Below are 15,189 nucleotides of genomic sequence, written 5' to 3' on the forward strand. Positions count from 1 at the left end.
CGCCCCAGCGCCAATACATTACCACAACAACTCACCTCCAAGTCGACAGCGAAGCGCCTCGACCCATTCTTCCCCGGCAGGCCACAGGGAAACTCAGCCTTTCGTCCCAGTCATCCAGCGCAGCGCTGATGACCCATCCAACTCCCGGGAAACCACCTCACTTCCCACTCTGAACCAAATTCCCACTCCGTCTACTCATTTTCCTATCTGCTCTCTCCTTACTTGTAATCCCTCCGATAATCCAGAATTTTTACAGGAGGAATCAGATGCTATCTGCTCCCTCCTCACCTGTAATCCCTCCCGCCATCGCCACTCTATCCCTTCCGCCCTGAAAAGCCAGCCCGTGAGGCGTGTGCTGTCTGTCACCGGACTCTGCAGGAGGGGAGCTGCTTCTTAGGCGGCGGAAATCTGCGTTGCTTCAAAAATTCTCGCTGTCTGAGCGGCTTCAGACGCGAGTTCGAGAATTTTTGAAGCGGTTTTAGCAGAATTCCGGCGCCTTAGAAGCCAGCCCCCGACGAAGCCCCGGTGACAGACAGCACACGCCTCACGGGCGTCCCCTTTCCCCCTTTCCCATTGCCCTCCCCACCCCAATATTGTATAATCATCTCATACAACATCCACCCCATTTTGTAACCCAAAATTACATTTAGTTTTTGCTGCATAACAAAAAACAGGAGGCCCAACCAAATGAAAAAAGAACCCAACCCACAGCACACCCTCTCCGTCTACTTCTGCGGCCAGGAAGACTGCGGTCCGAACCACTCCTTCGGCCCGGCCATGCGCCCACACTACCTCCTCCACGTGATCTTCCACGGCAAAGGCATCTACCAGTGCAGCGGCCACACCTATCATCTGAAAGCAGGCGACGCCTTTCTCATCCGTCCAATGGACTCCATCTACTACCGCGCCGACACCTCCGACCCCTGGAGCTACGCCTGGGCAGGCTTTGACGGCTCCGCCTGCAAAGAAATCCTGAAACAAACCGTATTTTCCGACACCCCAATCTTCACCCCGGAAACACCCTCCCGGCAAAACAGCCTCCTCACCCACATGCAAAGCCTACTTGACACCTTTTCCGAAAACAACGGAAACGACCTTGCCTCCACAGGAAACCTCCTCCTGATACTATCCGCCATGCAAAAAAAGCCCTCCGAAAGCAGGACCGACATCTCAAACCTATACTTTCAGAAAGCCTCCGAATACATCAGAAACAACTATGCCTACCCCATCCAGATCTCAGACGTAGCACACTACGTAGGAATCGACCGTTCCTATCTTTACCGGATCTTCATGGAACACGAAAACACCTCCCCAAAACAATATCTCCTGAAACACCGCCTCCAGATGGCAGCCCAGCTTCTCTGCTCCTCCTCCTGCACTATCACAGAAGCAGCTCTCTCCTGCGGCTTTCGGGACGCGCCCTCCTTCTGCAACTACTTCCGCCAGGGAACCGGCTACACCCCAAAGGAATTCCGCAAAGCCTACAGCGGAACCATCTACACCTGACCAGACACCCGCACTCCGTCCTTTACCAGCCGGTCAGAAGATGATAGCTCCTAATCGCAGTTATAACAACAGACCGAAACAATTCCATAACAGCAAAAAAAGACGGAAACCATCCCGCAGACTCTGCAAATGATCTCCGTCTTTTATTTTCCGGAAAAGAAATGCTTGATAAACACATACAAAACAATAATAAAAGCAAACACATAACCAAAGGCGCCCAACGCCGGAATCCCCCACAGCTTTGGTTTCATATCCGTAGTACAGATAATGCTGGAACTGATCAGAAGTGCCATCACCCACAGCCCCATCACAATATTCCGCACCAGCCGCCGCAAAAGCCACGCCAGATCATCCGAGGCATGAAGATCCAGATTGATCTTTGTCTGCCCTTTCATACAGCCCTGAAGAAAATCTGCTGCCAGAGAAGGAATATCCACTGCACGTTTCAGGGACCAGGCAAGATTTTTTCCTTCTTTTTTTATCTCACGCTTCCAGTTCCCGTTGCTGAACAACTGCTCCTTGAGCCTTGCTGCGGCAATCTGTGTCATATTGATGTCCGGACATATCTCAGCCAGAACCCCCTCCACATGAGTCAGTCCTCTCGCAAGCATGGTCAGTCCGTGAGGCATCATGATCTTATTTTCTTTCATGACCTCCATCAGGTCCACCATTACCTCTGCCACATCAATATTTCCCATATCCGCAGTACCATATTTCTCCATAAGTCCGCGGATATCCTCATAAAGCTTGCTGGAATCCGGTTTGCCTTTAAACTCCCCAAGAGCCAGGACTGCATCCTGGATCTTGCCGATGTTGTTCATGGCAACCCCTTCAATAGCTTCTGCGATCAGCTGACGATCGTGCTCTGTAAGCCGTCCCATCATTCCCATATCGATCCAGACAATCTTTCCATCCTGGATCCGCACGTTTCCCGGATGTGGATCCGCATGGAAAAAGCCATCCTCCATCACCTGTTTGATGAAATTATCCACATATTTCGTTCCAACCTCATTAAGATCATAACCATTGGCCAGAAGCGCAGCCTTGTCATTGACAGCAAAACCGTCAATATATTCCATCACAAGAATATGCGGCGAAATATACTCACGGTAGAGAATCGGTACTTTAACGAAAGCCACATCTTTGTTCTTTTTTGCAAATTCCGCCATATTTGCAGCTTCCGTCAGGAAATTCATCTCCTCCTGAGTCACAGTCCACAGTTCACTTAAAACCATGTTCAGATCCACCATGCCCTTAATGCTCACCGGCGGCATCAGGCGCACTGCTTTATGCATCAGGCCGATATCCCTGGCCATGGTCTCATAGATTCCTTTTCGCTGAACCTTGATCACAACCTCTTCACCTGTTTTCAGCGTGGCCCGATGCACCTGGGCAATCGATGCTGCTCCCAGAGGTTTCTGCTCAATATACTGAAATTCTGCCTGCCACGGACAGCCCATGGACTCTTCCAGTACCTCGATTACCTGGGAAAAAGGCATCGGCGGTACCTCTGAGCAGAGCTTCATCAGCTCGTCACAGTAGCGTTTCGGCAGAATATCGGAACGAAGAGACATGATCTGACCCAACTTAATATAAGTTGGGCCCAGATCTTCCAGTATGAGCCGAAGCTTCTCAGGAGAAACACCACGGGTAATGGCATGCTTTTTCAAAACGGCTGTAATCTCTCTCAGCCGCTCTCCATATCCGCCTTTCTCTTTTTTCTCCTTTTCTTCTCTGCCCATAAATTTCTCCATTTACTGCTTCGTCTGCGTTGTCGTTTAGTCAAGCGGATATTTGCGATCCGCAGTCGGTTACTCTGCTGCCTGTTCTTCGCTCCCGGTATCTTCTGCATTTTCTGTTTCCGCAGAAGCTTCCTGTACAGCTTCCTCTGCCGGTTCTTCTGCTGTCTCGGCTTTCTCCTCAGCAGCCTCGGCCTGCATGCGCTCGATCTGCGCCTTCACAGCAGCCAGCTGCTCCGGTGTCAGCCTGGAAATCGTTGCCTTCAGTTCTTCCTGATCATTCTTTCTGGCTGCAGATTCCTTTACAGAATCAGCAGCTGTCTTAACTGTTGATTTGATGTTATGCTTCAGCTCCTGATTAAGAACCTTACCCTGTTCAACCGTAAGCTCACCCTTTTTTACCAGTTCATCCAGGATTTCTTTGGATTTCTCTGCTGTCACTGCTGCTGTACCAATACCCACCAGTAAAATTTTCTTCAGTCCTTCACCTAATTCCATAATATTTTCTCCTTTCCTGAAACCGGCAGCTGCCGGACCATCACACCACAGTCCGACACCAGACCCTATCCTGAAACAAAAGTTTTCTGTTCCTGTCATATTCCCAGAAAAGCAAGTCCCTTGGGAACAAAAATGATCAGTCCGACGATCGCTGCCATGATCGCTGCGATCAGTACTGCTCCGGCCGCTGTGTCCTTGGCGATCTTTGCCAATGGGTGACGTTCCTCTGTGACCAGATCCACAACAGCTTCCACTGCCGTATTCACCAGCTCAAGCGCCATCACCATTCCGAACAGCCCTAGGCAGATGCACCACTCTGTCACGGAAATCCCAAGGATCAGTCCTGCGATCACCACAAGCGCTGCCACCATACAGTGGATCTTCATATTTCTTTCCTTGCGGATGCAGGTAAAAATCCCCTGAAACGCATATCCGAAGCTTTTATACAGCGGATCCTTCTTTCTGCCTGCCATGTTCCTCACCTGATTTCCTGTTTGAATTATTCCCTCCAACGGGAAGTATGGGATTATTATAACAAGTTTGTAGTAATATTTCCAGTATTCCGGAAAATTTATGAATATTTAAGGAGTATATGTGGTTATTCACAGACAACTGTTCAAGCAGATAAAAGCATCCGCATTCAGTTAAACCACACATACTCCTGATCCTGTTGCATATTCTGTAAAATTTTCGGATATCCTGAATTATTTTTCCGGATATATATACAGATGTCACATATTATTCCACATTTTTCAGCGCTTCATCCATGGGCACATGACGGATCCTCCGGAATTCCAGCACTGCTACCACTGCATAGGCTGCGATTCCGATCGCTGTCATTTTCACATAGATCATGGGATCCACCCACATGGTGATCCATCCCGAAATACTGGAAAGCATCATCTCGCGGAACAGCACTTCCATGATCTGCCGTTCAACCGGAAGGCTTAACAGCAGGCAGAACACCACCACAAATGATGTGGAAAGTATATACAAACGGCTGATCTCACCATTTGTATAGCCCAGGATCTTGGTCATGGAAATCGACTGGGCATTTTTTTCGATGATGACCTTGGAAAGCAGATAGATCACCACCAGGAAAATGATCACGGAAAATCCATACATCATTCCCATCATATCTCCCATGGAGACATCCAGCTGCCTGGATATTTTTGTAAGAGCTTCCAGATCAATAACAGAGCCGATATATTTTGAAGGGATATCCCGGATCTCTGTATCAGAGAAATATCCTCCAAAATAATCATCTCCAAATATCTATATGCGCTGTACCGGTCCGGCTCTTGCCAAAATCCAGTAAAACGTATATAATGTGGGAGTATCTGTATATTTTTAACCAAATAATCTTATTTTTAAAGGAGTGAATATTGAAAGTGGACCCCAGCGACACTTACCAGATAATCATATTACTTATTCTGCTGGCATTGTCAGCCTTTTTCTCATCTAACGAAACCGCGCTGATGTCGGTAAACAAGATCCGTCTCCGCTCTCTTGCAGACGAGGGAAACAAGCGTGCAGCCATGGCTCTCGATATCCTGGAGAACCAGACGCCCAAGCTTCTCAGTGCGATTCTCATCGGAAACAACATTGTGAACATTTCAGCTTCTTCCCTTGCAACCACACTTGCATACAGCTTTGGCGGCTATATGGTCAGCATCGTGACGGTGATTCTGACGGTTCTGATCCTGATCTTCGGTGAGATCACCCCCAAGAACTACGCAACCATTAACTCTGAAAAGATCACCCTCCGCTATATCCCGGTCTTTAAATTTCTTATGACCATCATGACACCGGTGATCTTCATCATCAATCTCTTTTCAAGAGGTGTGATGCGCCTGATGCGTGTGGATCCGGATGCAGCCAGCAAGGCCATGACCGAGGAGGAGCTTCGTACTATCGTGGACGTCAGCCATGAGGACGGTGTCATTGAATCCGACGAAAAAGAAATGATCTACAATGTGTTTGATCTTGGAGATGCCACAGCCAAGGATATCATGGTTCCAAGAGTACATGTTACCTTTGCGGATGTGGAATCCACCTATGATGAACTGATCGATATTTTCCGCGAGGATAAGTTCACACGTCTGCCGGTTTATAAGGACAGCCAGAACAACATTGTGGGAATCATCAACATGAAGGATCTTCTTCTTTACGACAAAAATGAGGAATTTGTTATCGATCATTTCCTCCGAAAGCCGCATTTCACTTACGAAACAAAAAGCATTTCCGATCTTCTTGTGGAAATGAAGGACTCCACCTTCAACATTGCCATTGTACTGGATGAATACGGTGATATGGCCGGACTGATCACACTGGAGGATATCCTGGAGGAGATCGTGGGTGAGATCCATGACGAATACGATGAGAAGGAGGACGAGCTTGTCCAGAAGATTTCCGACCGGGAATATATCATCGAAGGTTCCATGCATCTGGATGACGTAAATGATCATCTGGATACGGAACTGGATTCCGAGGATTATGATTCCCTGGGTGGATTTATCATCGAACATCTGGATCGTCTGCCTGTTGCCGGTGACGAAGTGATCACAGAGGACGGAATCCGTCTGATCGTAGAAAAGCTGGATAAAAACCGTATCGAGAAAGTGCATGTCTACCTTCCGGAAAAAGATCCTGAAACACTGGATAATACCGAATCCTGAGTAAGCAGGCTCCAGCTCCGTAACAATAAACAGCTGATGTACTGAAAAAATATTTAATACTTAATATCATCCATATCGGAACTGTTATCGTAATCCCCGGCTCACCCGTTGAGCCATCAGGATTTTTGATTGACAGTTCCGATATTTTATATTATAATGATAGAAAATTTTTATCCATATTTACTAAATGCAATGACAGGGAGTAGTACACAGTCTCCGGATGCACAGAGAGAAGATGGCCGGTGAGAATCTTCGTGACTGAACTGTGGAAGTAGCCCTCGAGCAGTGGACTGAACCATGGATCTTCATGCAGTAGGCTTCATCGTCATTCCCACGTTACAGGGAGGCAGTATAATTTTGTACTGGCAGAGAGCAGAGTTTTACCTCTGAAAACAGGTGGTACCGCGGAATCATCCGTCCTGAGCATATTTTATCCGATATGCCGGGACTTTTTTATTGGAAAAATTTCTCGCGGCAGCCCTTATCTGCTTAACTTTTCACATCATCAAAGGAGGGAACCAATTCATGAAACAGATTTCCGGAAACAAATTGCTTGTAAAAGCCTTAAAAGAAGAAGGCGTTGATGTTCTGTTCGGCTATCCTGGTGCCTGCACCATCGATATCAGCGATGAATTATATAAACAGAGCGGCATTGACATCATTCTGCCACGTCACGAGCAGGCCCTTGTACACGAAGCAGATGCCTATGCCAGAACTACCGGAAAGGTTGGCGTATGTCTCGTTACCAGCGGTCCCGGAGCTACCAACCTTGTTACAGGTCTTGCAACTGCCAACTATGACAGTGTTCCGCTTGTATGCTTTACCGGACAGGTTGCCCGTCACCTCATCGGAAACGATGCGTTCCAGGAGGTTGATATTGTCGGGATCACCAGAAGCATCACAAAATACGGTGTTACCGTCCGCAACCGTGAGGATCTTGGACGTATCATCAAGGAAGCTTTCTATATCGCACGCACCGGACGCCCAGGCCCGGTTCTCATCGACCTTCCAAAGGATGTAATGGCCGAGCTGGGAAGTGCTGAGTATCCGAAGACTGTCAATATCCGTGGCTACAAGCCTAACACCAGCGTGCATATCGGACAGCTGAAGCGTGCCCTCAAAATGCTGCAGAAGGCCAAAAAACCTCTGTTTCTTGCTGGCGGCGGTGTGATCATTTCCCGCGCACAGGAGATTTTTACCCAGGTTGTTGAGAAAACTCAGATCCCGGTTGTCACAACCGTCATGGGACGTGGCGCCATTTCCACAAAGAACCCTCTGTTTATCGGAAATCTCGGTATGCACGGCGCTTATGCCGCAAATATGGCCGTGAATGAATGCGATCTTCTGTTTTCCATCGGAACCCGTTTTAACGACCGTATCACAGGCAAGCTCCATGAATTTGCCCCACATGCACAGATCGTCCACATCGATATTGACACCGCTTCCATTTCCAGAAATATCCATGTAGACATCCCCATCGTTGCCGATGCAAAAGAGGCAATAACAAAAATGAATGAATATGTACAGGACTGTAATACCGGCAAATGGCTGAAGCAGATCCAGGAATGGAAGGAAGAGCATCCTCTTACCATGAAAGACCGTGGTATTATGGGACCGCTGGATATCATCGGCGAAATCAACCGCCAGTTTGACAAGGCCATTCTTGTTACCGATGTAGGTCAGCATCAGATGCTGGTGAGCCAGTATGCAGACATCACCGAGAACCGTCAGCTGATCATGTCCGGCGGACTTGGAACCATGGGTTACGGCCTTCCAGGTGCCATCGGTGCCAAGATCGGTAATCCGGATACACCGGTCATCTCCGTTTCCGGTGACGGCGGCATGCAGATGAACATTCAGGAGCTGGCTACCGCAGTTCTGGAGGAGCTTCCGATCATCTGCTGTATCTTTAATAATGAATATCTCGGAATGGTCCGCCAGTGGCAGAAGCTTTTCTACGGAAAACGTTACGCCATGACAAATCTGAAGGCCGGTGCACTCTCCCGCCGCACAGACGGTCAGGAATATCCGGAATACACACCGGATTTCATCCGTCTCGCAGAGAGCTATGGGGCAAAGGGTATCCGCGTAACTGAGAAGGATCAGATCGCGGCTGCTTTCGAAGAGGCTAAAAAGAATACAAAAACTCCTACGATCATCGAATTTATCATTGATCCGGAGGAAATGGTTTACCCGATGGTCAAGCCGGGCGGCACCCTGGCTGATCTGATCATGGATTGTTAGGAGGAATGAATGATGGATAAAGGAATGAAAAAAAGATGGATCTCTCTCTACGTTGAAAACCAGGTCGGTGTTCTTTCCAAGATTTCCGGTCTTTTCTCCGGAAAGTCCTATAACCTGGACAGTCTTACTGTTGGAACCACCGAGGACCCCACAGTTTCCAGAATGACCATCGCCACAGTCAGCGATGATGAGACTTTTGAGCAGATCAAAAAACAGCTGAACCGTATGATCGAGGTGATCAAGGTTATTGATTTTACAGACGTGTTCGTTCGAATGAAGGAGATCCTTTACATCAAGGTAAAGGGCTGCTCCCCGGAAGATAAAGTAGAACTTTTCCAGATTGCTGAGACTTTCAAGGCACGTGTCATCGACTATGGAAAAGACAGCCTCCTTCTGGAATTCGTCCAGACCGCAACCAAAAATGACGCGGTCATCAAGCTTATCAAAGAAGAGTTCAAGCATATCGAAGTTGTCCGCGGCGGAAGTGTCGGAATTGAGTCTATCAGTATGATGGAGCGGTAAAAGCTGAATAATACCACGATATAGAAACAACGGGAAGATGATCTCTTCCGCAAACAGCGCTAGCTGCTGCGGAGGGATTTCTTCCGGCACAAGACTTCCACCTGTTGCCCATGCAATATGTATGGCATTTTCCATTTTTTTCAACAAGTCCCTGGGCTTTCAGGTATTCTTTTACGTTTTCTTCCTGATTCAGCCTGATCGGTCCCTGGAAAGCTGCACATGCACTTGGTTCCAGGAAAATATCTTCTGTATGCTTCAGTACTTCATAAATACCTCCTCTTGCTTTGACTGCGCCCGCAATAGCAAGGTGACTGTCCTGCTTCGGAAGAAGCCCTATGTTCATAATATTACGTCCTTTTCCAAAATAAACATACCCTGAAACACCAGAAGTCCCGGGTACTCTTATGTCAGCACCCATTTCCACATGTTTCAAAGTATTTTCTTACATTTCTATCTCACACGCTGCCAGTATTCCTGCCGGAAGAAGTAAACTTCCCACCATTTTTCCAAGTCGTATATTCACAGCCTCCAGTTCTTTTCCTTTGTTCAGCAGAATCAGGACAATTCTGCCATCTGGAGTTCGATATGCCACTGTGTCTATCTGTTCTGTAAATTTTGTAGTCTGAACACGTACTGATCCCGGACAGATAAAATGTGAAAACATCTCATACTGTTCCTGTGTTTTCTGCGGAAGCAGTTTCTTCTTTTCAACGTCGTATAAAAACGGAGCATGACAGTAATTTCCTACATGGTTCGGTCCACCCTTTTCGTCCAGCAGAAGATTCCAGTCATAGAAAGCACACATTCCATGATTCAGATCTCCGATAATTTCATGGCATAATTTATTTGTTACACTTTCGATATTTTTCTCATCGAAAATACTATATTCCAGGCAGCTCTCTGACATGATAAGCTTCAGTTCCGGATACAGGCGACGTACCAGTTCCAGACCCTCAAAGTGATCTCCGCTGTACCAGTGAAAAGCAGCTCCGCTTACCATTTCTCTGGTCTCTTCATCCACAGTATCTCTGACCCTCTCATAAATTCTCTCTTTATTATGATCCCAGATAAACACTTCTATGTTCTCAAATCCATGAGATTTCATTGTCGGATAAAGGAAATCCCGAAGAAAACTCTTTTCTTCTTCTGCAGTAAACAGACAAGAATCCCATGTCTGTACTGCCTTTGGTTCATTCTGAATAGAAATGCGCTGCACCTCAAATCCTCTGTTCTGGAATTCCCTTATATACCGGCAAATATATTCAGCCCAGAGTTTCCGGTATTCTGGTTTCAGTTTTCCGCCTCCTGTACGTTTTCCATTTGTTTTCATAAAAGCAGGCGGTGACCATGGAGTCAGCATCAGTTTCAGATTTTCTCCTGCTGTTTTCTTCGCATCTTCAAGCATTGGAAGAATATATTTTTCTGTCCGCTCAAAAGAGAAACTTTTCAGTTCCGTATCCTCCGAATTTGACATTGCTTCATAAAGACCAAGCGAAAAATCACAACTGTCCATGTGCACACGTACCAGACGATAGTTCATTTTTTCCGGAGAGAAATACGTTTCTATTACTTTCTTTTTCTGTTCATCATTCATCAGCGAATAGATATATCCTGCTGCTTCTGTGACTGCACCTCCAAATCCCTCAAACGTTTCATAGCTCAGCTCAGGATAAATATTCACTACCTGACTCTCAATACCACGAATATCTTCAGTCATTTCAATCGTCTGCTCAAAATTTCTCTCTCTGCCAAACACAGGTGATTTTGCATAATATTTCAGTTTCATTCCTGTACCTCCATCTCTTTTTCTACTTTTCCTTCGGACGTTTCCAGCTTTATATGAATTTCTTTATTCTCTCTGTACCATTCTACATTAACCATTCCTTTCGGAGTGATCACCTGTCCTCTGGCTGATTTCAGATATCCAGGCACCGGTTTTACTTCCATCTTTTCATATCCCGGTGCTGACGGGCGAATTCCAAGAATCACCGATGGAAGTTCATACAGGATCAGTGCACCCCACGCATGGCATTCACTTCGTTCCTGTACTTCATCTTCTACGCAAGTTGTTGTATACTTATCAATCATCCTCTGCCAGATATTCCAGTAAGATTCTGTCAATTCATACATTCCTGTTTTTTCCAGTGCTCTAAATAAATAGTATACCATAGCAACAGAACACTGTGAATATTTTTCCTTATAAAGAATTGTCTTTCTGAGATTCTCTTTCGCCTGCTCACCTGCAACCGTGTCTGTCAGAACAGCAAACACCTGTGTGTGCTGGCTGTACTCCTCAATTCCCGGTCCATCCTGTAACATTCCATCTTTTCCTGTGCAGAATGTTCTCACCGCCTCCTGCACCTGTTCTGCTCTTTGCATCAAAAGTGCACTTTGTTCTTTTCGGTCCAGATACTCCGCTATCTTCGCAGCTTTCTGAAGTCCCAGAATGTACAGAAGACTCTCCATCGTTACAGGTCCTTTCAGTACTGCAGGTGGTATTCCAGTTGTATTTTCCCACTCCACAGCCCAGTCAATAAAAGACCAGAAGCGTGCCTTTCCATTAAGTCCTCCAATTTTTTCCACATATCCTTTTGAATTCCTGTTTCGATGGAAGAACTGCAGAATCCCTTCCACCGTCGGCATATGGTTCTCCAGTAATTCCTTATCTCCAAAGTACATCATATGGTCATACAGCATCAGGATATAGTAAATAGAAAATCCCGGTATTACACTGGCATCGTACCTTGGTGCAGCACAGTTTAACAAACCATCATACCTCTGTGACCTTCTGAAATCTTCCATACATTTTCTGGCAAGTCGGTCATCAGCAGAAATTGCATAAGTATACAGAATCTGTGCTCTTATATCCATAGCATACTGCAGCTGTTCATAAAACGGGCAGTCTTCATAAGTTTCATGCATACAGCAGCGTAATGTCCTTTCACTGATCTCCCAGATTTTTTTGAAGCGTTCATCCGATGCATCTGCTTTTGTCTGAACGTTCAAAGAATATCCTGTTTCCGTGTAAGTAAAGTTTCTTAATACCAGTGGTTCTTCATAAGTTTTCATTTCAAACCGTATAAAACGAAATGTCCGAAACCAGAATGGTTCATAAACTTCCGGACTTTCTTTTGTTCCGAATCCGGCACATATATAGTGGTCTGTAAATCCTGCAAGAAATCCTGCTTTGTAATCTTCTCGGTTTCCCTTTACAGGAACTTTCAGATCACCTCGTTCTCCTCCAAGTACATATCCTTCTGACTGAAGAATAGAAATCTGCGCCTTTGCACCCTGTTCTAATGCCAGATGCAGATATGCGGTTCTCTCTACACCTGCACTGATTTCAACTGACACTTTTGCATTCGGCGGAATCAGAATACTCTGTTCACCGTTCAGAAATTTCTGCCATTCTTCTTTTGAGATAATTTTATCCTGCGTCTGTACAACGTCTCCAAACCTGCTTTCTTTTCGAAACAGAAACGGTATGGGTCTTTTTTGCAGATTTCCCGGACTAACTGCCTGATTCATATCTGAATATCTGTAAGGTGCTTCCCAGCCTTCTGTATCATATCCCGGATTCATCCATCCTGCCTGCCAGAGTGCACCCCTGGTATTTTCCAGGATCTGAAGTGGTGCAAACAGTTCCGACTCCGATACAATGTGAAAGTTTTCATCTTTTCTTACTTTCCATCCGTCTCTGGCATCCAGACTGTACTCTTTTCCTTCATCATCCAGAATTTTTCCTTCTGCAAAAAATCCCGGGAATTCCGTCCGGTAAATTCCGAAGCAGCCCTTATTCTGAACCGTTGGATATCTCAACACACGAACAGCCAGCACGTTTTTTCCTTTTTTCAGATAAGGCATCAGATTTACCTTGTCTGCAAACCAGATCTGTCTGTCTCCTTTGCATGGTCCGATTTCTGCCAGTTGTCCATTCACATATAATTTATATCTTGAATCTGCTGAAACCTGAATAATTCCCTTCTGTGGCATCCTCTGGATATCAATTTCTTTTCGAAACAGAACAAGTGCCGCTTCTTCTTTATCCTCTGCTGTCCAGTTTCTCATCCAGATCCAGTTTGTTTTTGTCTCCGCCATAGTTCTTGTTCTCCTGTTTCTTAAACTATATTTACCAGTTAAAGTAAATGGGCAATGCCCATTCTGCACTGCCCATTTTCATTATCAGCCTTTTACAGCTCCACCTGTCAGTCCTTCTACAATCTGTGAAGAGAACAGGAAATATAATATAATAATTGGAATCAACGTAATTACTACTGCTACCATGGATTCACTCATATATCGTGTAAACTGACCGATATATCTGTAAATCGCAAGAGTCAGAGTTGTTACTTTTTTGTCTCCCAACAATACCATTGGCATATAGAAATCATTCCACTGTCCGATTGCAGTTATTAAGGCCATAGTAAACATGACCGGTTTGCAGATTGGAAGAATGATTTTGAAAAATACTACCAGGTCATGACAGCCGTCCAGTCTTGCAGACTCTTCGATTGCCGTCGGAATTGTCCGGAAAAACTTCTGAAAGATCAGACAGGACATTGAAATTCCGGAAATATATATCAGTATCATTCCCAGAAGGTTGTTCAGCAGCCCAATCTTTCTCAGGATCAGAAACAGCGGCAGAATACTTACCTGAACAGGAACCATCATACCAATCATAAAATAACTGGACAGAAGTCTCTTTCCTTTAAACTCATATCTGCAATGCCGTAAGCGGCCATAGAGGAAAGAAGGATACAGCCTGCAGTTCCACATACCGTCAAAATCATACTGTTCATAAAATATCTGAGAAAATCATTGTTGAACACTGCCGCATAGCTGGAAAAAGAAATTTTCTTCGGCAGCCCGATAAAGTTTGTAACAAAATCCGTCTGACTTTTGAGAGAATCTATTACCGTTACTCCAATTACAAAAATTGTAAAAAATGTAAATAAGATCAGAATCAGGCTGACTATATAGCGTATTATTTTTCCGCTAGTAGAAAGCACTCCTGAGCTGGAGGAAACTTCCTGTGCTTTTGCTTTTTTGCCATTATATTTTCCTCCTTAATTGTCATACTCAAATTTCGAAAGTACTTTGTTCTGTATAAAGGTTACAAGCAGCATGATCAGGAACATCATAATACAGATTGCCGCACCAAATCCCAGGTCTGATTTTCCATTCAGTCCACTTCCAAAGGTATATCGGTAGAATACTGTATTTGCAAAATCCAAACATCCACTTACACCTCCGTTGGTTCCTCCCAAAATAAACGGAAAGTCAAACACTGCCAGTGCCCAGATGGTACTCATGGTAATAATCGATGCACAGGATGGCAGAGACAGCGGCAGAAGTACATAGAGGAATCTCTGCCACTCTTTGCAGCCGTCCACACGGCACGCTTCCATAACATCCTGAGAAATATCCATAAAGTTTGAATAAAAGATCATAATACCAGATCCAGAACCTTGCCAGAGTACCCTAAGCATCAACAGTTTAAATGCCCAGTGGGTGTCTCCAAACCATGCTCCCGCACTCATTCCCATTTTTGCAAGAATGTTATTCAGGAATCCCAGGTTCGGGTCAAATATCAGTGTTGCAAAAAATCCAACGATCGTGGAGCTGATAACGTATGGTAAGAATACCATAAACTTAATATACTTCCATGCTGGAATCTACGCCTCCCCAGAATGAATCACCTGCCCCAGTCGTGTCGACCGCATGTGTCTGAAATGCTTTGATGATTTCTTTTCTGCTTTTTGTCGCCATAAGAACGCCCTGTTCTCTCAATATAATGGCAACCAGCTTTGGTCCCATGGCAAGGAGTTGATCTGTAGCCTGCTCATAACTTTTCGCCTCTGTCAACAGAGTACTCTCTTCATCTGATACCTTCATAACATCTACCAATTCTATGACAGATCTCATTTTTTTCACTGCATACTCTTTGCTCTTCCAAAGAGACGAGCGATAATTTGGATCATAGGAAGCAACTCTCCCAATGC

The 15,189-nt window shown here is 45.5% G+C and carries 14 protein-coding genes and 1 other annotated feature; of the genes, 4 read left to right on the forward strand and 10 right to left on the reverse strand.

The annotated features are described in order from the left end of the window. Positions 1 to 687 precede the first annotated feature (687 nt). Positions 688 to 1,506 (forward strand): AraC family transcriptional regulator, encoded by an 819-nt coding sequence (locus DWW77_RS04465; RefSeq protein WP_118608120.1) that lies wholly within the window; start codon positions 688 to 690, stop codon positions 1,504 to 1,506. A 143-nt stretch (positions 1,507 to 1,649) separates the two neighbouring features. Here DWW77_RS04465 and DWW77_RS04470 read toward each other — a convergent pair whose 3' ends face one another. The 4 genes from DWW77_RS04470 to DWW77_RS04485 form a co-directional block, all read right to left on the reverse strand. After that, positions 1,650 to 3,248: an ABC1 kinase family protein gene (locus tag DWW77_RS04470; RefSeq protein WP_044962114.1), complete on the reverse strand. Its 1,599-nt coding sequence runs from the start codon at positions 3,246 to 3,248 to the stop codon at positions 1,650 to 1,652. A 69-nt stretch (positions 3,249 to 3,317) separates the two neighbouring features. Beyond that, positions 3,318 to 3,743 (reverse strand): hypothetical protein, encoded by a 426-nt coding sequence (locus DWW77_RS04475; protein WP_180211336.1) that lies wholly within the window; start codon positions 3,741 to 3,743, stop codon positions 3,318 to 3,320. 95 nt (positions 3,744 to 3,838) lie between these two features. After that, positions 3,839 to 4,216, reverse strand: coding sequence for a diacylglycerol kinase family protein (locus DWW77_RS04480; RefSeq protein WP_021652500.1), 378 nt, complete (start codon positions 4,214 to 4,216; stop codon positions 3,839 to 3,841). A gap of 265 nt (positions 4,217 to 4,481) precedes the next feature. Then, positions 4,482 to 4,889 (reverse strand): FtsX-like permease family protein, encoded by a 408-nt coding sequence (locus tag DWW77_RS04485; protein ID WP_353616913.1) that lies wholly within the window; start codon positions 4,887 to 4,889, stop codon positions 4,482 to 4,484. Positions 4,890 to 5,134: 245 nt separating this feature from the next. On the opposite strand from DWW77_RS04485, the gene DWW77_RS04490 reads away from it, so the two are divergent. From DWW77_RS04490 to ilvN, 3 genes are all read left to right on the forward strand, one after another. Next, positions 5,135 to 6,421, forward strand: a complete 1,287-nt coding sequence (locus tag DWW77_RS04490; protein ID WP_021652503.1) for an HlyC/CorC family transporter — start codon at positions 5,135 to 5,137, stop codon at positions 6,419 to 6,421. A gap of 183 nt (positions 6,422 to 6,604) precedes the next feature. Then, positions 6,605 to 6,846 (forward strand) — a binding site (T-box leader). 100 nt (positions 6,847 to 6,946) lie between these two features. Beyond that, positions 6,947 to 8,665, forward strand: coding sequence for a biosynthetic-type acetolactate synthase large subunit (gene ilvB, locus DWW77_RS04495; protein ID WP_015526064.1), 1,719 nt, complete (start codon positions 6,947 to 6,949; stop codon positions 8,663 to 8,665). Positions 8,666 to 8,674: 9 nt separating this feature from the next. Continuing rightward, positions 8,675 to 9,187 carry an acetolactate synthase small subunit gene (ilvN, locus tag DWW77_RS04500; RefSeq protein WP_021652505.1) on the forward strand — a complete coding sequence of 171 codons (513 nt, stop codon included), beginning with the start codon at positions 8,675 to 8,677 and terminating at the stop codon, positions 9,185 to 9,187. Here ilvN and DWW77_RS04505 read toward each other — a convergent pair. From DWW77_RS04505 to DWW77_RS04530, 6 genes are all read right to left on the reverse strand, one after another. Beyond that, positions 9,168 to 9,530 (reverse strand): hypothetical protein, encoded by a 363-nt coding sequence (locus DWW77_RS04505; RefSeq protein WP_147419581.1) that lies wholly within the window; start codon positions 9,528 to 9,530, stop codon positions 9,168 to 9,170. The two genes, ilvN and DWW77_RS04505, sit on opposite strands and share 20 nt — an antisense overlap. Before the next feature lie 99 nt (positions 9,531 to 9,629). Then, complete coding sequence (locus tag DWW77_RS04510) at positions 9,630 to 10,973, reverse strand: glycoside hydrolase family 30 protein (RefSeq protein WP_118608123.1); 1,344 nt, start codon at positions 10,971 to 10,973, stop codon at positions 9,630 to 9,632. Then, entirely contained in the window at positions 10,970 to 13,285 is a 2,316-nt protein-coding gene (locus DWW77_RS04515; protein ID WP_118608124.1) for an alpha-L-rhamnosidase-related protein, read from the reverse strand. Before DWW77_RS04515 ends, DWW77_RS04510 begins: the two co-directional genes overlap by 4 nt. Positions 13,286 to 13,369: 84 nt before the next feature. Then, complete coding sequence (locus DWW77_RS04520; RefSeq protein WP_118608125.1) at positions 13,370 to 13,963, reverse strand: carbohydrate ABC transporter permease; 594 nt, start codon at positions 13,961 to 13,963, stop codon at positions 13,370 to 13,372. A 290-nt stretch (positions 13,964 to 14,253) separates the two neighbouring features. Beyond that, the gene (locus DWW77_RS04525) at positions 14,254 to 14,835 is read right to left on the reverse strand and encodes a carbohydrate ABC transporter permease (protein ID WP_118608126.1); all 582 of its coding nucleotides are present in this window, start codon (positions 14,833 to 14,835) and stop codon (positions 14,254 to 14,256) included. A gap of 4 nt (positions 14,836 to 14,839) precedes the next feature. Then, positions 14,840 to 15,187: a carbohydrate kinase family protein gene (locus tag DWW77_RS04530; protein ID WP_286187989.1), complete on the reverse strand. Its 348-nt coding sequence runs from the start codon at positions 15,185 to 15,187 to the stop codon at positions 14,840 to 14,842. Positions 15,188 to 15,189: the final 2 nt, after the last annotated feature.

This window comes from Ruminococcus sp. AF17-12, from assembly GCF_003479245.1.
Taxonomy (GTDB): Bacteria; Bacillota; Clostridia; order Lachnospirales; family Lachnospiraceae; genus Blautia_A; species Blautia_A fusiformis.